The sequence below is a fragment of the Streptomyces sp. NBC_00289 genome (genome assembly GCF_041435115.1).
Classification (GTDB): Bacteria; Actinomycetota; Actinomycetes; order Streptomycetales; family Streptomycetaceae; genus Streptomyces.
The window spans coordinates 1377159-1394058 of sequence record NZ_CP108046.1 but is presented as its reverse complement, the minus strand read 5'-3'; the positions used below and the strand labels follow the sequence as shown (position 1 = coordinate 1394058).

At 70.3% G+C, this 16900-nt stretch carries 16 protein-coding genes; 10 read left to right on the top strand and 6 right to left on the bottom strand.

Annotated elements, in window-relative coordinates; genetic code table 11:
• Nucleotides 1–63 precede the first annotated feature (63 nt).
• From OG985_RS06905 to OG985_RS06895, 3 genes are read right to left on the bottom strand one after another with little or no spacing between them, the layout of a single operon-like run.
• Complete coding sequence (locus tag OG985_RS06905) at nt 64–993, bottom strand: carbohydrate ABC transporter permease (RefSeq protein WP_371667330.1); 930 nt, start codon at nt 991–993, stop codon at nt 64–66.
• Entirely contained in the window at nt 990–2342 is a 1353-nt protein-coding gene (locus tag OG985_RS06900; protein WP_371667329.1) for an ABC transporter substrate-binding protein, read from the bottom strand. Before OG985_RS06900 ends, OG985_RS06905 begins: the two co-directional genes overlap by 4 nt.
• Nucleotides 2339–4405, bottom strand: a complete 2067-nt coding sequence (locus OG985_RS06895; RefSeq protein WP_371667328.1) for a beta-galactosidase — start codon at nt 4403–4405, stop codon at nt 2339–2341. Before OG985_RS06895 ends, OG985_RS06900 begins: the two co-directional genes overlap by 4 nt.
• A gap of 99 nt (nt 4406–4504) precedes the next feature.
• Here OG985_RS06895 and OG985_RS06890 point away from each other — a divergent pair, with 99 nt between their 5' ends.
• The 6 genes from OG985_RS06890 to OG985_RS06865 all read left to right on the top strand — a co-directional run bounded on the left by OG985_RS06890 (nt 4505) and on the right by OG985_RS06865 (nt 9936).
• Nucleotides 4505–5266 carry an SDR family NAD(P)-dependent oxidoreductase gene (locus OG985_RS06890; protein ID WP_371667326.1) on the top strand — a complete coding sequence of 254 codons (762 nt, stop codon included), beginning with the start codon at nt 4505–4507 and terminating at the stop codon, nt 5264–5266.
• A 70-nt stretch (nt 5267–5336) separates the two neighbouring features.
• Nucleotides 5337–6080: a FadR/GntR family transcriptional regulator gene (locus OG985_RS06885; RefSeq protein ID WP_371667325.1), complete on the top strand. Its 744-nt coding sequence runs from the start codon at nt 5337–5339 to the stop codon at nt 6078–6080.
• On the top strand, nt 6077–7222 hold the full coding sequence (dgoD, locus tag OG985_RS06880; RefSeq protein WP_371667324.1) for a galactonate dehydratase: 1146 nt from the start codon (nt 6077–6079) through the stop codon (nt 7220–7222). The genes OG985_RS06885 and dgoD overlap by 4 nt, the downstream gene beginning before the upstream one ends.
• Nucleotides 7223–7287: 65 nt before the next feature.
• Entirely contained in the window at nt 7288–7920 is a 633-nt protein-coding gene (locus OG985_RS06875) for a bifunctional 4-hydroxy-2-oxoglutarate aldolase/2-dehydro-3-deoxy-phosphogluconate aldolase (protein ID WP_371667323.1), read from the top strand.
• Between the two features lie 50 nt (nt 7921–7970).
• Entirely contained in the window at nt 7971–8891 is a 921-nt protein-coding gene (locus tag OG985_RS06870; protein WP_371674284.1) for a sugar kinase, read from the top strand.
• Nucleotides 8892–9051: 160 nt separating this feature from the next.
• The gene (locus tag OG985_RS06865; protein ID WP_371667322.1) at nt 9052–9936 is read left to right on the top strand and encodes an SMP-30/gluconolactonase/LRE family protein; all 885 of its coding nucleotides are present in this window, start codon (nt 9052–9054) and stop codon (nt 9934–9936) included.
• A 51-nt stretch (nt 9937–9987) separates the two neighbouring features.
• Here OG985_RS06865 and OG985_RS06860 read toward each other — a convergent pair whose 3' ends face one another.
• Complete coding sequence (locus OG985_RS06860; protein ID WP_371667321.1) at nt 9988–10389, bottom strand: cupin domain-containing protein; 402 nt, start codon at nt 10387–10389, stop codon at nt 9988–9990.
• Nucleotides 10390–10498: 109 nt separating this feature from the next.
• A complete protein-coding gene (locus tag OG985_RS06855) occupies nt 10499–10828 on the bottom strand; it encodes a carboxymuconolactone decarboxylase family protein (RefSeq protein ID WP_371667320.1) in 330 nt (109 codons plus the stop codon).
• A gap of 296 nt (nt 10829–11124) precedes the next feature.
• On the opposite strand from OG985_RS06855, the gene OG985_RS06850 reads away from it, so the two are divergent.
• The 4 genes from OG985_RS06850 to OG985_RS06835 all read left to right on the top strand — a co-directional run bounded on the left by OG985_RS06850 (nt 11125) and on the right by OG985_RS06835 (nt 14699).
• On the top strand, nt 11125–12024 hold the full coding sequence (locus OG985_RS06850) for a helix-turn-helix transcriptional regulator (RefSeq protein ID WP_371667318.1): 900 nt from the start codon (nt 11125–11127) through the stop codon (nt 12022–12024).
• A gap of 227 nt (nt 12025–12251) precedes the next feature.
• Complete coding sequence (locus OG985_RS06845; RefSeq protein ID WP_371667317.1) at nt 12252–13289, top strand: zinc-dependent alcohol dehydrogenase family protein; 1038 nt, start codon at nt 12252–12254, stop codon at nt 13287–13289.
• 406 nt (nt 13290–13695) lie between these two features.
• Nucleotides 13696–13848, top strand: a complete 153-nt coding sequence (locus OG985_RS06840; protein ID WP_371667316.1) for a hypothetical protein — start codon at nt 13696–13698, stop codon at nt 13846–13848.
• Nucleotides 13849–14090: 242 nt separating this feature from the next.
• On the top strand, nt 14091–14699 hold the full coding sequence (locus OG985_RS06835) for a DJ-1/PfpI family protein (protein WP_371667315.1): 609 nt from the start codon (nt 14091–14093) through the stop codon (nt 14697–14699).
• Nucleotides 14700–14778: 79 nt separating this feature from the next.
• Here the strand turns inward: OG985_RS06835 and OG985_RS06830 are convergent, their stop codons facing one another.
• Nucleotides 14779–16116 (bottom strand): jacalin-like lectin, encoded by a 1338-nt coding sequence (locus tag OG985_RS06830; protein WP_371667314.1) that lies wholly within the window; start codon nt 16114–16116, stop codon nt 14779–14781.
• Nucleotides 16117–16900 lie beyond the last annotated feature (784 nt).

Here is a 16900-nt window from a genome sequence, read left to right as displayed (position 1 = left end):
CGGTGGCCCGTGAGGCGTCGGTGGAGATGTCCACCGACTTCGTCGTCTGCGGTGTGGACACGCTCACCGTGCACCCCTTTCCCTGCGGTTCACCAGGCTGAGGAAGCCGAAGGACAGCACGCTCGCGACGAGGGCGAGGATCACCGACTCGGCTGCGGCGAGGTAGATGTTGTTGTTGGCGAACGCCTCGTTGTAGGCGGCCAGGTTGGGTGTGTACGAACTGGTCACCGTCGAGGTCAGCGGCTTGATGACCAGCGGTTCGGCGAACAGTTGCAGGGTGCCGATGATGGAGAAGACGCCGGTGAGCACCAGGGCGGGCCGGGCCAGCGGCAGCTTGATCCTGACCGCCGTCTGCCAGGCGCTCGCGCCGTCGATGCGCGCGGCCTCGTAGAGCTCCTGCGGGATCGACTTCAGCTGGGCGACGATCACCAGCATGTTGTAGCCGGTGAACTCCCAGATCACGATGTTGGCGATGGACCACAGCACGTTGTGGTAGCCGAGGAAGTCGGGTGCGAGACCCACCCTGCCGAGCAGGTCGACCAGCGGGCTGACGCCCGGGACGTAGAGGAAGCCCCACAGGATCGAGGCGATGACGCCGGGGACGCCGTACGGCAGGAAGTAGGCGGCTCGCAGGATGCCGGCCCAGCGCTGGGAGAGGGTGTCGAGAACCAGCGCCAGCGCGGTGGCAAGCAGCAGCATCACGGGGACCTGCACGATGCCGAAGAGCAGTACCCGCCCGAAGCCGTCGAGGAAGTCCGACTGCTGGAGCGCGAGGGTGTAGTTGTCGAGCCCGGCGAAGCCGACGGTGGCCGGGCCGAGGCCCAGCGGCCCGGAGCGGATCGGCTTCAGCAGGCTCTCGTAGAGCGCGTAGCCGAGCGGAAGGACGAAGACGAACAGGAAGAGGGCCACGAAGGGGAGGAGGAATCCCCAGGCGGCGCGGTCCGGGCGCGGGGTCCGTCGCTGACCGCTCCTGGGAGAGGGCGTGCCGTTCATGACTGGCTCCTCGCCTTCAGTCCCTTGGCCAGCAGATCGTCCACGGCGCGTTTCTGCGCGTCTGCAAGAGCCGAGGCGAGGGTGCCCTGCCCGGCTATGGAGGCGCCGAAGGCGTCACCGAGGTGGGCGAAGTCGGCGTCCGTGGTGGGCGACCACTTCCACGAGGTGTCGATGGCCCGGTCGGAGGCGGTGAAGACGTCGTTGTAGCGCTGTCCGCCGAAGAACGGGTCGGGCTTGTCGAGGGCCGATCCGCGGAAGACGCCGGTGGCGGCGGGCCATCCGTAGCCGACGGCGATGTTGAGGTCGACGGCCCGCGGGTCGCTGTTGATCCAGTGCGCGAACCGCAGCGCCTCACGCGGGTGGCGGCTGCCCTGGAGGACGGCGGTGGATGCTCCACCCCAGTTGGCGGAGGCGTTCTGTCCCGCCTTCCACTGGGGGAGCGGTGCGACGCGCCACCTTCCCTTGGTGCCGGGCGCGTTGCCGCGCAGCAGGGCGTCGCCCCACTGCGGTCCGATCCAGGTGGCGACCTGCCCGGTCTGAACCTGCCGGTACCAGGCGCTGGACATGTCGGGTTCGACGAAGACGAGGTCGTCGCGGACCATCCTCTGCCAGTATTCGGCGACCTCGCGGGAAAGGTCGTCGTTCATGCCGACGACCCAGGTGTCGCCCTCGGTGCGTACCCAGTGAGACCCGCGCTGCCAGCACATCGCGGCGAACCAGGCGGGCGAGTTGGGGTTGAACGCGGAGAGCCTGGCGCCGTTGCCGCGGGCCTTGACCACCCGGGCGGCACGCTCGAAGTCGGCCCAGGTGGCGGGTGTTTCGATGTCCCACTTCGCGAGGAGGTCCCGGCGGTGGAAGAGTCCCATCGGGCCGGACGCCTGGGGGATGGTGTGGACCCGCCCGCCGAAGACGCCCTGGTTCCACTGCCACGGCACATAACTGTCGCGCAGCTTGTCGGCCCCGTAACGGCTCAGATCGGTGAGGCCGTTGACGAGCATGAAGGCGGGAAGCTCCTGGTACTCGACCTGTGCCAGGTCCGGCGGGTTGCCGGCCGTCAGGGCGGAGTACATCTTCTGGTAGCCGCCCTGGGTGCTCGCGGGGATGGTCTGCATCTCGACGTGGATGTCGGGGTGCGTCCGGTTCCACAGGTCGACGGTCTTCTGCATCGGCACCCAGGTCCAGAAGGTCAACGACACCTTCCGGCCGGGGCGGGTGGGGTCCTGCCTGGTCGTGCGGGCGGCTCCGACGCTCTGGCCGCATGCGGTGAGGGCGGAGCCGGCGGCGAGCGCCGTGGCCGCCCCCGTCCCCCACCGCAGGACGGCCCTGCGCGATGGTGTTGAGGTGTTCATCGTTGTCCCTTTGTGTGCCTTGTCCACGGCGTGCTCAGCACGGCTACTCCGGCGCCCGGCAGCCTGATGCGGTCCGAGGGCGCCGTTCCCTGGGTGAGGAGGTCGCTCATGGGCTCGGGCAGGCCGACCTCGACCTGTTCCCGGCCGTGGTTCAGAAGGAAGACGAACCGCCCGCCGTCGCCCTCGCGGACGGTCGCCTGGACCTGTTCGGGAAGCCCGGTCACCACGGGTCCGACGCCTGCCGTGTCGCGGACCTCGTCCATCAGGTTCCGCATGGCCCGTGGCGCGAGGCGGGTCGCGACGTACCAGGCGCTGCCCTCGCCGAAGGCGTGGCGGGTGACGGCCGGCTGTCCGGTCAGTGCCCCCGAGTCGAACACGGCGACCGTCTCCGCGCTTTCGGGCACGACGACCTCCGACCACAGGTCGGCGCCGCTGACCGTGCCGTCGCGGTGTCGCACGTTCACCGTCTCCCGCTCGGCCGGCGGCCAGAACTCCTCCACGTGCAGGCCCAGGACCTCGCGCAGCGGCGCGGGGTATCCGCCCGGATGGACGCGGTCGCATTCGTCGACGACGCCGGAGAAGAACGACACCAGCAGATGGCCGCCACCCCGTACGAAGTCGGTGAGGCGTTCGGCGTCCCGTTCCCGGATCAGGTAGAGGTTGGGCACGACCACGAGGCGGTAGCCGGACAGGTCACGGTCGGGGGGTACGACGTCGCAGGTGATGCCGGCCTCGAACAGGGGCCGGTAGTGGGCGAGCGCGATGTTCATCTGGTCCAGGGCGGTGGACGGGTGCGAGTCCAGCTCCAGTGCCCACCAGCTGTTCCAGTCCAGCACGAGGGCGACCTCGGCGGTGGACCGGGCTCCGGCGATCTGTGGCACCGAGGCGAGTTCACGGCCCAGCTCCCGCACCTCGCGGAAGGTGCGGGTCTCGGTGCCGCCGTGCGGGAGCATCGCCGAGTGGTACTTCTCGGCGCCGCCCCTGGACTGACGCCACTGGAAGTACAGCACCGCGTCCGCGCCCTGGGCGATGGCCTGCCAGCTCCACAGCCGCATCCGTCCCGGCGGCTTGGGCCCGTTGCGGTCACGCCAGTTGACGGCACTGGGGGCCTGTTCCATCAGCATCCACGGCCGGCCGCCCCGGGCGGAGCGGGTGACGTCGAAGATGAAGCCCGCCGCGATGTGGGTGTCGTGGTCGTGCGGGTCCTGGTAGACGTCGACCGACACGACGTCCTGCTCGGCGGCCCAGCGGAAGGCGTCGACGGGCTTGTGCACGCCGATGAAGTTCGTCGTCACGGGAACGTCCGGGGTGATCCGGCGCAGCACCTCCTTCTCCGCCAGGTAGCACTGAAGGAGCGCGTCGTCGGAGAACCGGGCGAAGTCGAGTTGCTGTCCGGGGTTGGGAAAGGTCGGCGCGAGGCGCGGGGGGAGGACTTCGTCGAAGCTGTCGTACCCCTGTGACCAGAACGCGGTCGACCAGGCGTCGTTGAGTGCCCCGATGTCGCCGTACCGGTCGGACAGCCAGCGTCGGAAGTCGGCCGCCGACCCGTCGCACCAGCACATCGGGGTGTGGCAGCCGTACTCGTTGCCGATGTGCCACATCTCCAGAGCGGGGTGGTCCGCGTACCGGGTGGCCAGCTGCTCGACGAGACGTGTGGCGTAGCGGCGGTAGACGCCGCTGGAGGGGCAGTAGTGCTGCCGTCCGCCCGGCCACATGCGGCGGCCGTCGGCGGTCTCCGGCAGGATCTCGGGGTGCAGCCGGGACAGCCAGGGCGGCGGGGACGCCGTCATGGTCGCCAGGCACACGGCCACACCCGCTCCGGCGAGGTTGTCCATGACCCGGTCGGACCAGGCGAAGTCGAACTCGCCGGGGCGCGGTTCGACCTTGGCCCAGGAGAAGATGCCGGCCGTCACGAGGGAGACTCCCGCCTCCTTCATCAGAGCGACGTCCTCGGCCCACACCTCCTCGGGCCACTGTTCGGGGTTGTAGTCGCCGCCGAAGGCGATCCCGGCCGGGCGCAGGCGCTGCCGGGCGTCGGTTGCTACCTCATCAGGCTGTTGCATGCCGGTCAGTCTTGAAGCGCGATCACAGGTCCGTCAAGATATATGCATTATTAATTGAAAGAGTTATCGTGGGTCGGACTTCGAAGGGGAGAGCGTGCGATGACGGATTGCCGCAGGATGGCGGGGCGCGTGGTGGTGATCACCGGCGCCGCGCACGGGATCGGTGCGGCCACGGCCCGCAGGCTCGCGGAGGAGGGCGCCGCGGTCGTGGTCACGGACGTGGACGACGAGGCGGGGGAAGCCGTCGCCGCGGGCATCGAGGAAGCCGGAGGGCAGGCGGAGTACCTACGCTGCGACGTGACCTCCGCCTCCGACTGGGAGCGTCTGCGACGTCACGTCGACGAACGTCACGGTCGGCTGGACGTCCTGCACAGCAACGCCTTCGCCCAGGTGAACAAGCCCGCCCACGAACTGAGCGAGGCCGAGTGGGACGGCCAGATGGCCGTACTGCTGAAGCCCGCCTGGCGGGCGGTGAAGACGTTCGCGGCGCCGCTGCGCGAGGCGTCCGGATCCGTCGTCCTCACCTCCTCGGTGCACGCGATCATGGGCCTGCCCGGCCATGCCGCATACGCCGCGGCGAAGGGAGCGCTGTGCGCGCTGGGGCGGCAGCTGGCGGTCGAGTACGGTCCGTACATCAGGGTCAACACCGTGCTCCCCGGTCCGATCATCACCGCCGCCTGGGACGGCATCCCGGAGGCCGACCGGGCGCGCAGCGTGGCGGCCACGGCGGCCAAGAGGTTCGGGCAGCCGGAGGAGGTGGCGGCGGCCGTCGCCTTCCTGGCATCGGCGGACGCCTCCTACGTCACCGGCGCCAGCCTCGTGGTCGACGGAGGATGGAGCGTCATGAAGGAATCATCGTGAACAGCACGCACGACGCGGTGAGATGTGCGCGACACCCGCGGTCAGGATCCGAGCGGAAACGGAGAACGTGGTGACCCAACCAGGCAGGGGACTGCACGGCCAGGCCGTCGAGGAGATAGGCCGACGCATCATCCGCGGTGACTACCCGCCCGGCTCCGTGCTGTACCCCGAGAAACTCGAAGCCGAACTGGGCGTCAGCAAGACCGTCGTACGGGAGGCGCTCCGTGTGCTGGCCTCCAAGGGACTGATCGAGTCACGGCAGAAGCGCGGCACGACGATCCGCCTCCGAGTCCACTGGAACCTGCTCGACAGCGACCTGCTGCGTTGGCAGGGCAGCAGTGCTCCGACCGAGGGATTCCTCGAGGACCTCGCCGAGGTCCGTGCCATCGTCGAGCCCGCCGGCGCCCGGCTCGCCGCGACCCGCCGCACCGAGTCCGACCTGACCGCGATGCGGCAGGCACTCGACGCGATGGCGGCGGCCGGGGCGGACACGGAGGCGATGGTGGACGCCGACCTGGCCTTCCACCGCGCCCTCCTGGACGCCGCGCACAACGAGCTGCTGAGCCGGATGGAGGTCGTCATCGAGGCAGGCCTCGGCATCCGCGACCGCATCGTGCACGGCGCCCAGCACTTCTCCGACTCCGTGCCCGTGCACCAGGACCTGCTGAGAGCCGTCGAGGCGGGCGATCCGGACGCCGCCGTGGCCGCCGTCGAGTCACTGCTCGCCCAGGCCTCCCAGGATCTGGTGGCCGTGCAGTCGCAGGACGAGGCCGGTGACGACGCAGCCGACTCCGCGCCGGAGGAAACCCAGTGAAAATCACCGGACTTGAGACGTTCCTGGTGGCTCCGCGCTGGCTGTTCCTGCGCGTCGAAACCGACGAGGGGATCACCGGCTGGGGAGAACCGGTGATCGAGGGCCGCGCCGAGACCGTACGCGCGGCCGTCCACGAACTGTCCGACTACCTGCTGGGCCAGGACCCGCTGCGTATCGAGGACCACTGGCAGGTGCTGACCAAGGGCGGCTTCTACCGGGGCGGCCCGATCCTGTCCAGCGCCGTCGCCGGCATCGACCAGGCGCTGTGGGACATCGCCGGCAAGACCTACGGCGTCCCGGTGCACCAACTCCTCGGCGGCCCGGTGCGCGACCGGGTACGGATGTACGCCTGGATCGGCGGAGACCGCCCGTCCGACGTGGCGGAGCAGGCCGGCCAGCAGGTGGAGGCCGGCTTCACCGCGGTGAAGATGAACGGCGCCGCCGAACTCGGCCCGCTCGACACCCCGGCACGCACGAAGGAGGTCGTCGACCGCGTCGCCGCCGTCCGCGAGGTCCTCGGGGACGAGCGGGACGTGGCCGTGGACTTCCACGGCCGGGTCTCCACCGCCATGTCGCGCCGCCTGCTGCCCCTGCTCGAACCGCTGCACCCGTTGTTCGTGGAAGAACCCGTCCTGCCGGAACACTCGGGCCATCTGCGCAGCCTGGTGGAGTCCACCAGCGTGCCGCTCGCGGTCGGCGAACGCCTCTACTCCCGCTGGGACTTCCGCGACGTACTGAGCAGTGGCATCGCCGTCGCCCAGCCCGACCTGTCGCACGCGGGCGGCATCTCCGAGGTCCGCCGCATCGCGGCCATGGCCGAGACGTACGACGTCGCCCTGGCACCACACTGCCCCCTCGGCCCGATCGCCCTCGCCGCCAGCCTGCAGATCGCCTTCGCCGTACCGAACTTCCTCATCCAGGAGCAGAGCCTGGGCATCCACTACAACCAGCAGCGCGACCTGCTGGACTACGTGATGGACCCCACGCCCTTCCAGTTCGAGAACGGTCACGCCGTCGCCGCCTCCCGTCCGGGACTGGGCGTGGAGATCGACGAGAAGGCCGTACGCCACGCCGCCGAGACCGGCCACCGCTGGCGCAACCCCGTCTGGCGGCGCGCCGACGGCTCGTTCACCGAATGGTGATCCCGCACCGGGACGACCGGTCGTCAAGGCTGCCCGAAACCCCGCCCCAGGAGAGTCCCCGTCCCATGAACCTCGTGGAATCGCTCCGTGCGCACCGGCTGCTCGCGATCATCCGGGGTACCGACCCCACCGCTGCCCTGCGCACCGTACTGGCCCTCGCCGAGGAGGGCATCGAGGCCGTAGAGGTCTCGCTGACGACCAAGGACGCCACGTCGGTGATCGCGCAGGCACGCGCCGAGCTCGGTCCGAAGGCGCTGGTGGGTGCCGGAACCGTGCGTACGGCAGCCGACGCCGCCCGCGCCGTGGACGCCGGCGCGTCGTTTCTCGTCACCCCGGCTCTCGTCGACGGACTCCAGTCCGGTGACGGTCCCGACGTACCGGTACTCATGGGCGCCCTGACACCCAGTGAGATCGAAGGTGCCCTGGCCCGCGGTGCCTGTGCGGTGAAACTCTTCCCCGGCTCCCTCGGCGGCCCCGGCTACCTGCGAGCACTGCGCGACCCGTTCCCCGAGGTGCCATTCGTGCCGGTCGGCGGCGTGGACGCGGCGGCGGCCCGCGCGTATCTGGCACTGGGCGCGACAGCCGTCGGCGTGGGCTCACCACTCGTCGGGGACGCGGCCGACGGCGGCGACCTCGGCGAACTCCGCGCCCGCGTCGCTGTGTTCCGCGCGGCGACAGCAGCGGAGGAGGCACCGTGACGACATCGGCGCCACCGGCGGCCCCCGACGTCGTCACCTTCGGCGAGACCATGGCGGCGATGCGCGCCGACAGTGCTCTGCGGCTCGGCGGAAACCTCCGCCTCTCCGTAGCGGGCGCCGAATCGAACGTCGCCATCGGCCTGGCCCGGCTCGGACACCGGGTGCGCTGGGTCGGCCGGGTCGGTGCGGACGAACTCGGCGCGCTGGTGCTGCGCACGCTCCGCGCCGAGAACATCGACACCGGTCACGCCGTCACCGACGACACGGGACGGCCCACGGGACTGTTGCTGACCGAGCCCCGCGTGGGCACGCTCACCCGCGTCAGTTACTACCGCTCGGGCAGCGCGGGCTCGGCCGTGTCACCGTCCGACGTGCTGCCCGCACTGACTCCCGGAACGCGCGTGCTGCATCTGACCGGCATCACACCGGCGCTCGGCCCGTCGGCGGCCGAAGCCGCACTGGCCGCCGTCACGGCAGCTCACGAATCCGGGATCACCGTATGCCTCGACGTCAACCACCGATCTCGGCTGTGGACCGCGGAGTGCGCTCGCACGGCGCTGCGGCCGTTGCTGGCCCACACCGACCTGCTGGTCGCCTCCGAGGACGAGTTGCCGCTGGCGCAGGAGCGGCCGGACGCGACCGAGTCCGAGATCGTGCGCGGTCTCCTGGCCGAAGGCGTCACCGAGGTGGTCATCAAGCGCGGTGCGCGCGGAGCGACCAGCCTCACCGCCGACGGGACGGCCGACCGCGCGGCACGGCAGGTCCACGCCGTGGATCTCGTCGGCGCGGGCGACGCCTTCGTGGCCGGATACCTGTCGGCACTCCTCGAAGGCGCGGACCTCGAGGCCCGCCTGCACCGAGCCGTCACCACCGCGGCCTTCGCCGTGGCCACCCGGGGTGACTGGGAAGGCCTGCCGACGAAGGACGAACTCGGCCTGTTCGACCGACCCGACGGCACGACCATTCGCTGACCGCGGTCGCCGACCGCACTGGGCGTCCTGGGGTCGCTGACCGCATTGGGCGTCTGCGGTCGCCGACCGCACTGGGCGCCCACGGTCGCCGACCGCATTGGCGTACGCGTTCGCCTGACCGCGTTCGCCTGACCGCGTTCGCCGACCGAGGAGATCGACCATGGCATCCGCCACCACCCGACAGCCGACGACGATCTCCGTCCACGGCGGTTACGAACTGGCCGAAGGAGGCCGCTGGGTCGGCGACAGGTACATCTACGTCGACATCCTGACCGGACGGCTCTTCGAACTGCGCGACGGCGCCGACCAGGGCCCGCGCCAACTGGCCCGGCTCGACGTGCCGCTCGGCGCCGTGGCGCCCGTACGCAACCGGCCGGGCCACTGGATCGCCGCCGCGGGCACCGGGATCGCGCTGATCGGCGCCGACGGCGAAGTGGAATGGCTGGACCGTCCCGAGGACCACAACAGCGTCCCCAGCCGGATGAACGACGGCGTCACGGACCCAGCCGGCCGCTTCTGGGCCGGCAGCATGGCCTACGACGGCACCCGCGGCGCCGGCTCGTTGTACCGCACGGACCACGACGGCACCGTGGTCCGCGTGCTCGACGGTCTCACCGTCGTCAACGGGCCGGCGTTCACGGCCGACGGCACGACGCTGTACCTCGCGGACAGCGCCGCCGGCACCGTCCACCGCTTCGGGGTCGACCCGGACACGGGCGACCTCACCGGCCCCGAGACCTTCCTCCAGTTCGGCGGCGACGAGGGCAGCCCCGACGGAATGACCGTCGACGACGAGGGCTGCCTGTGGGTCGCGGTGTGGGGCGGCGGAGAGGTCCGCCGCTACCACCCCGACGGGCGGCTGCTGCACACCCTGGCGGTGCCCGCTCCGCAGCCCACCTCCGTGTGCCTGCACCCCACGGACTTCCGCATCCTGATCACCACGGCCCGGCACGGGTTGACCCACCCGACGGCGAGGTCGGGCGCGGTGCTGACCGCCCCCGTAGCGGCCCGCGCCCCGGAAACCCGTCCGTGGCGCCAGGGGTAGGGGGTCGGGCGGCCGAAGCCGCCGGCGGCGTCCGCTCGGACGTCCGGTCGGTCAGGCGCCGGCGTTGTGGTGCGGCCCGCCGTACTCGTCGTCGGTGACGTGGTGCAGCCAGTCGACCTCGTCCGTCTCCCACAGGGCGATGTGGGTCATGAAGTGGTCGGGGGCGGCGCCGTGCCAGTGTTCCTCGCCGGGCGGGGTCCAGATGACGTCGCCGGGGTGGGCCTCCAGGATGGTCCCGCCGCGGGACTGGATCAGGGCTATGCCCTCGATGATGTACAGAGTCTGGCCCAGGCCGTGGGAGTGCCACGCCGTGCGGGCGCCGGGGGCGAAGTGGACCGCGTTGGCCCGGGTGCGGGAGGGTTCCTCACCGCGGTAGAGGACGTCGGCCCAGGCGTCCCCGGTGAACCACTTCTCGGGCAGCTTGGCGGTCGGCTGCTTCTTCAACAGTTCCATCGTGCTTGTGCTCCTTGCTGTCGCGGGTCGGGTGGTCCGGCTGCCAGGCGGTCCAGGAGAAGCGCGGGGTGGCGCGGTGTGGCGGACCGGATGGGGCGGGTCGGCCGGTTCAGGTGGCGGAGCTCTCGGCTTCCTCGGCGATGCTCTTCAGCTGGGTCACCGCGGTCATGGCGGTCGGCCAGCCGGCGTAGAAGGCCAGGTGCGTCAGCGCCTCACCGAGCTCTTCCTTCGTCAGGCCGTTGTCCAGGGCGAGCTTGAGGTGGAAGCCGAGCTGCTCGGTGCGGTAGAGCGCGGCGAGCGCGGTGACGGTGACCAGGCTGCGATCTCGCGGCGACAGCTCAGTGCGCTCCCACACGTCCCCGAAGAGAACCTCATCGGTCAGCTCGACCAGCTTGGGGGCCACAGCGGCGAGGGCCTGCGGTGCGGTCTGCTTGGCCATGGTGTGAAACTCCTTGCAGTGGTGGTTCAGGCGGTTCGCGACCGCCGGTCGTTCACTCACGGTGAGCGGAAGGACAGGGAGCGGAGGCCGGGGGAGCCGCGGCCCACTGCCGACGGCGGTTCGGCGCCGCAGCTCCGTGTTGAGGGCCACCAGCGATGCGCGTCGGCTCCGTCCCCGCATGCCACCATCGATGGTCCCGCCCGTCGGGCGGGCGGGGAAGGTAAGGCTGTTCCAGGTAATGGCAGTACTCCCCTGCCACAGCGCACCGGCCCCGCCCTCGCCCTAGCCTGGGATGCGTGGACAGCAGGAACGAGATCAAGGACTTCCTGGCCTCACGCCGGGCCAGGATCACGCCCCGGCAAGCGGGCCTGCCCGCCTACGGCGGCAATCGCCGCGTACCCGGACTGCGCCGCGAGGAAGTCGCGATGCTCGCCGGAATGAGCGTCGACTACTACGTCCGCCTGGAGCGCGGCAACCTCGCCGGGGTGTCCGAGGCGGTCCTCGACTCCCTCGCCCGCGCCCTCCAGCTGGACGAAGCCGAACGCGACCACCTCAATGACCTGGCCCGCGCCGCCAACAGCACCTCGCAAAGACGCCGCCGCCCCACCCAGCAGCAGACCCAGGTCCCGCCGAGCGTCCAACGCATCCTGGACTCCATGACGGACGCGCCCGCGTTCGTCCGCAACGGCCGCCTCGACTTCCTCGCCGCCAACCGGCTCGGCTACGCCCTGTACGCCCCGCTGTTCGCCGACGGTCGGAAGCCACCGGCGAACATCGCACGGTTCCAGTTCCTCGACCCCGGCGGCCGCGAGTTCTTCGGCCTGAACTGGGAGGAGTCGATGAACAACACCGTCGCCCTGCTGCGCACGGAGGCGGGCCGCAATCCGCACGACAAGGGGCTGACCGACCTCATCGGGGAACTGGTCACCCGTAGCGAGGAGTTCCGTACCGCCTGGGCTCGGCACAACGTGCGCCTGCACTACAGCGGCTTCAAGCATGTGCACCATCCCGTCGTCGGCGACCTCACCCTCGCCTTCGACTCCCTGCAACTGCCCGCACAACCTTCCCTGAGCCTGGCCGCCATGAGCGCGGAACCCGGCTCCCCCGCCGAGGACGCCCTCAAGCTGCTGGCCAGCTGGGCCGCCACCTCCGGCGAGGCACTGCCCGACAACGTTCTAGGCCCGCGCGGCGCGTGAGGTCCGCGACCCGAGCCGCCGCACCCGTCGGCAGGATCCGGGGCCGGTTCGCGCTGCTGCGCGATCAGCGGCACCCCCCGTCCAGCGCATCGAGGATGCCGGCCCCGGGAGAACCGAAGAGGGTGGCCCCACGAGTGCGACCACGGCCTGGGGTACTCGCCCGCAGCGAGGAAGACCAGACCGGAACCATCCGGAACACGTACGACCAAGCAATCGGAGAACATCTCATGCGTGCAACCCTCCTCTACGGCGCCGGTGACGTCCGAGTCGAGAACGTCCCCGACTCCGTCATCAAGCAGCCCACCGACGCGCTGGTCCGTGTCACCGCCTCCTGCGTCTGCGGCAGCGACCTGTGGCCGTACGGCTCGATGAAGCCGGAGGACGGTCCGGCACGGATGGGCCACGAGTTCATCGGCGTCGTCGAGGAGACCGGCTCGCAGGTGACCACCGTCAAGCGGGGCGACCTCGTGGTCGCGCCCTTCGCCATCTCCGACAACACCTGCCAGTTCTGCCGCGAGGGCCTGCACACGTCGTGCGAGCACGGCACCTTCTGGGACATGGAGCCCGAGGAGGGCGGTCAGGCCGAAGCGGTCCGCGTTCCGCTCGCCGACGGCACCCTCGTCAAGCTCCCCGTCGCGGCGGACTCCGCCCTGGTCCCGTCCCTGCTGACGCTCTCGGACGTCTTCGGCACCGGATATCACGCCGCGGTGGCGGGCGGTGTCGACGAGCGCACCCGCGTCACCGTGATCGGTGACGGCGCGGTCGGCCTGCTGGCGGTCCTGTCGGCCAAGCGCCTGGGCGCCGAACAAATTATTCTCATGGGGCGCCATCAGGCGCGCACCGACCTCGGCCGGGAGTTCGGCGCCACCGACGTCGTCTCCGCCCGCGGCGAGGAAGGCATCGAGGCGGCCCGTGAGCTGACCGGCGGGCACGGCACGCACGTGGTCCTGGAGGCCGTCGGCGGCATGCCCGCCTACGAGCAGGCGCTCGGCATCGTGCGCCCCGGCGGTGTCATCAGCCGCGTCGGCGTTCCGCAGTACGAGGAGGCGCCGATCGGCTTCGGCAGCCTCTTCCGCCACAACATCCGCCTGGCCGGCGGACCCGCACCGGTCCGCGCCTACATCGAGGAACTGATGCCCGACATCCTCGACGGCACCATCGAGCCCGGGAAGGTCTTCGACGCCACCACCGACCTCGACGGCGTCCCGGCCGGCTACCAGGACATGGCCGACCGCAAGAGCCTCAAGGTCCTCATCAAGCCCTGACCCAGCCAGGAGGACACCACGAGGGGTGCGGCCCGGCCCGCACCTCCGCACCCCTCGTCCCGGCCCTGTCACCACCGCTTCGAGCCGGTCCGGGACGGTGTGGCCCCCAGACGCTGCTGACTTTCGTCCAGCCGGTCGCCGCGGTGGCGTCGCACGTTGCGCGGACCCCGCGATCACCTTCAACGGCGGCTACTCCTAGCTCTTCCTGGTACGCGAGCGCCGCTGAGGGCACAGCCGTGAACTCGGGCGACTGCAACTCCGGAACCGTGGGTGCTGAGCAAGGCGGGGTCGAGCTCGGCTGTGCGCCCGGTCGGCCGCAGCGCCGGGGGATCAGGGGCGTGGGGTGACAACCTCGCTGAGGAAGGCTCGAATTGACGTGGTGTCATGCCCGAGGATCTTTTCGAGCGTGGGCCCGGTGGTGGTGAACTCGCCGCGTCGGGACGCGTGGAACATCGCGGCAGCCGTCGCGTTCCGGACCGTCGTACCCCGGCTTCCGACGCTCACCGATGCCGAGCGAACCCTGCTGTCCGAGTGGCTGGACCGAGCCATCGAAGGATGACGAGGGTGAGCACGATTGCGCCCTGACCGCGTTGTCGCCGCTGTGCCGCTGTGGCCTCGCCGTCCCGAACCCGGTGAGCTTCGGGACGGGGGACTTCTGCCTGTCGGCGAAATGGCGCACCCCAGCCGGGAGTTCGGGACGCGAAGCGGCGGTCGACAGGCCACCCGGCGCTGATTGGCCCTCGACCCGGCAGGGGATGCCCGCGAGACTGCGGATCCGATGCCGTACGTGAGGGAGTTGCGATGCAGGTAGCCGTGGTCACTTTCGACGGGTTCAACGAGCTCGACAGCTTCATCGCCTCCGCGCTGATCAACCGATGCCGCAAGGACGGTCTGGAAGCCCTCATCACGACGCCGACACCGGTGGTCACGTCGATGAACGGCGTCGAGGTGACCGGGCAGCGCCCGATGGAGTTCGTGACCGAGGCCGACGTCGTGCTGATCGGCAGCGGGGTGAAGACGCGCGACGTGGTCGCGGACGACCGGCTGATCTCCCGGCTGCCGCTTGATCCCTCGCGACAGCTGATCGGTGCGCAGTGCTCCGGCGCGCTGGTGCTCGCCCGGCTCGGGTTGCTGGACGGCATGCCGGCTTGCACGGACAGGACGAGCCGGCCCTTCGTCGAAGCCTGGGACGTCACCGTGCTGGACGCGCCGTTCCACGCCGAGGGCAACATCGCCACGGCGGGCGGCTGTCTGGCGTCCCAGTACCTCGCCACGTGGGTGATCACCAGAACGCTCGGGGAGGACGCCGCGCGCGAGGTCATCGACTACGTGGCTCCGGTCGGCGAGAACCAGGAGACCGTCGAGCGCGCCCTGCGCACCGTCCACGCGGGCGAGGTCGCGGTGCGCTGACGGGCGCGGCCCGACCACGCTCGCCACGACCGGGGCAGGCGTGGGGAGCGTGGCCGTGGCCGTGGCCGGTGTCGGGGCGTCAGCGCTTGGTGTAGATGAAGCCGAGCTTGTCCAGTTCGTCGGCGGAGCGTCCGTGGAAGCCGGCGATCTGCCAGCCGGAGGGCGCGGTGCGGGTCACGCAGTCCGACGTGGTGGAGCCGCCCGACAGGGTGTTGCCGAGGTTGGTGGTGAACCTGGCGTAGAAGATCCGGGTGTGGCCGTCCTTGTCGGCCCGGCACAGGTGGGCGGTGGTGACGTACTCGCCGCTGCCCAGTGTCAGCGAGGAGGCGGTGCCGCCGGTGCCGCCGTGGGCGAGAGTGGTGCCGCTGGCGAGGGTGATGCCGACCTGGTCGACGCGGGAGCCGGCCCGCAGTGAGATCTTGGTGGCGCGGGCGGCCGCCGGGACCCTGTCGATGTCCTGGTAGTAGGTGCCGTGCGGGCCGCCGAACTGGTCGCTGAGCTGGAAGTCGGGGTTCTGTGACCAGGTGAAGCCGGCGGTGATCGGGTCGTGGTCGGAGAGCATCAGCCCGTCGGAGTTGAGGAACTTGGCGTGTTCGTTGTTGTACGAGGTCGCGTTGAGCGTGACGAGCCTGCTGCCGCGGTAGAGGATCTTGTCGACGACTTCGCAGGTGTTGGGCACGGTGGTCCCGGTCTGGTCGCAGACCAGCGGGTCGCTGCCCTTGGTGGGTGCCACACCGCCGCGGATCACCTTGACCCACGCGTCGGTGAGCCCGTTGGCGGCGGTGAATTCGGCGATGGTGTCGGCGGCGCGGGTGTAGCGGGTGTTGGTGTCGCCCATGACCACGACCGCGTTGCCGGCCGAGTGGGTGGCGATGAACGACGTGAGCTGGTTGAGGTTGTCGGCGCGGGAGGCTTCGTCGCCGTCGTTGGTGCCCGCGTTGGTGTGCAGGTTGTAGAAGTCGACGTACACGCCCTCGGCGAGGCGCTCCCGCATGAAGGTGAAGCCCTTGGGGGTGAGGCAGTCGCCCGAGTCGATCTGGCAGGAGTTCCAGCCGGCGCGCTCGAAGTCGTCACCGTCCCAGGCGTAGTGGGAGACGGTGTTCAGCCCGCTGCCGATGCCCGCGCTGCCGCTGGTCGCGGTGCGGTAGGGATGCGTGTCGGTGGAGTAGAGGTACGCGTGGTAGTTGAAATCCTCCTCGACGTTGACGATGTCGTAGGGCGCGATGCGCCGGCCGATCTCGGTGGTGCTCGTGTCGCGCGGCGTCGAGGCGCTGGACAGCCACTCGGGCAGACCGGCGACGTTGTAGGTGAGAACACTGAAGGTGCCCGAGTCGGCGGCCGCGGCGGTGGGTGCTGTCGTGATGAGCCCGCCGAGGGCGGCGGCTACTGCCGCCAGGGAGGCGAAGAATCTGCGCATGGGGGAGTGGCTCCTGGAGGGATCCTGAGGAGGGGTGGTGAGGGCATGTCAAAATGTAGCGACAAGCGCTTTCCCTGCCCACACCCCGGAAGCGCTTTTCTTACCCTCCGGTAACGTCTCCCGGGCATCATGCGCCGGCGTCCGTTCCGCGCGGCCGGCTCACCGTACTGTCCCGGGCGGGCGAGGCGACGATCAGGTGAACTCTTCGTGGCGAAGCGGAGTGTTGTCGGCACCGAGGGCGACGGCATGCCGGGCGGGACGGGTGACGCGGCAGCGTGAGGGTGGCCGCGCCGTCAAAGCTGCGTAAAGGTCGCCAAGTCGCCGTTCGGATAGGCCTGTTGGGGACGTGATGACTGATAAGATCTTTTTACCCCCCAGTAAGTTGACTATGCGTCAGCCGTGTGTGCGGGGACCTTCTCTGATTCCCCCTCGCGAAGGAGCGGCTGTTGGTGCGCAGGTCACGTCCGCGGCCCAGAGGGTCAGGGGGCTCGGGAGGAATGTGAACTGCCGGGCCCCTGTGGAAATCGACTCGCAGAGAGTCTCATCAACCGCTTCCAGCGCCCGCCGGTGAGCTCCAACATGCCTGCTCAGCAGCCAAGTTGGTGTTGGCTGCTGAACTGGGGGCGCGCTCTCCGGGGCTCGTTCCGCAGTGATAGCATCCCCGCATCTGCGACCTTGATCCACTCATTCGGGCGCTGATTTGAGGTCGGTCTGCTCTCCACGCAACAGCGGTCGAGCGGTCACCGGCCTGTGTCGCGGGTCCTCGCGGGGGGTGTATCCGTCT

Excerpts from the sequence above, each read along its gene's own strand:
- OG985_RS06895 (WP_371667328.1), bottom strand. The coding sequence starts at position 4,405 with ATGCAACAGCCTGATGAGGTAGCAACCGACGCCCGGCAGCGCCTGCGC.
- OG985_RS06870 (WP_371674284.1), top strand. The coding sequence starts at position 7,971 with ATGGCGGCGATGCGCGCCGACAGTGCTCTGCGGCTCGGCGGAAACCTC.
- OG985_RS06890 (WP_371667326.1), top strand. The coding sequence starts at position 4,505 with ATGACGGATTGCCGCAGGATGGCGGGGCGCGTGGTGGTGATCACCGGC.
- OG985_RS06860 (WP_371667321.1), bottom strand. The coding sequence starts at position 10,389 with ATGGAACTGTTGAAGAAGCAGCCGACCGCCAAGCTGCCCGAGAAGTGG.
- OG985_RS06865 (WP_371667322.1), top strand. The coding sequence starts at position 9,052 with ATGGCATCCGCCACCACCCGACAGCCGACGACGATCTCCGTCCACGGC.
- OG985_RS06875 (WP_371667323.1), top strand. The coding sequence starts at position 7,288 with ATGAACCTCGTGGAATCGCTCCGTGCGCACCGGCTGCTCGCGATCATC.
- OG985_RS06845 (WP_371667317.1), top strand. The coding sequence starts at position 12,252 with ATGCGTGCAACCCTCCTCTACGGCGCCGGTGACGTCCGAGTCGAGAAC.
- OG985_RS06900 (WP_371667329.1), bottom strand. The coding sequence starts at position 2,342 with ATGAACACCTCAACACCATCGCGCAGGGCCGTCCTGCGGTGGGGGACG.
- OG985_RS06905 (WP_371667330.1), bottom strand. The coding sequence starts at position 993 with ATGAACGGCACGCCCTCTCCCAGGAGCGGTCAGCGACGGACCCCGCGC.
- OG985_RS06835 (WP_371667315.1), top strand. The coding sequence starts at position 14,091 with ATGCAGGTAGCCGTGGTCACTTTCGACGGGTTCAACGAGCTCGACAGC.
- OG985_RS06830 (WP_371667314.1), bottom strand. The coding sequence starts at position 16,116 with ATGCGCAGATTCTTCGCCTCCCTGGCGGCAGTAGCCGCCGCCCTCGGC.
- OG985_RS06855 (WP_371667320.1), bottom strand. The coding sequence starts at position 10,828 with ATGGCCAAGCAGACCGCACCGCAGGCCCTCGCCGCTGTGGCCCCCAAG.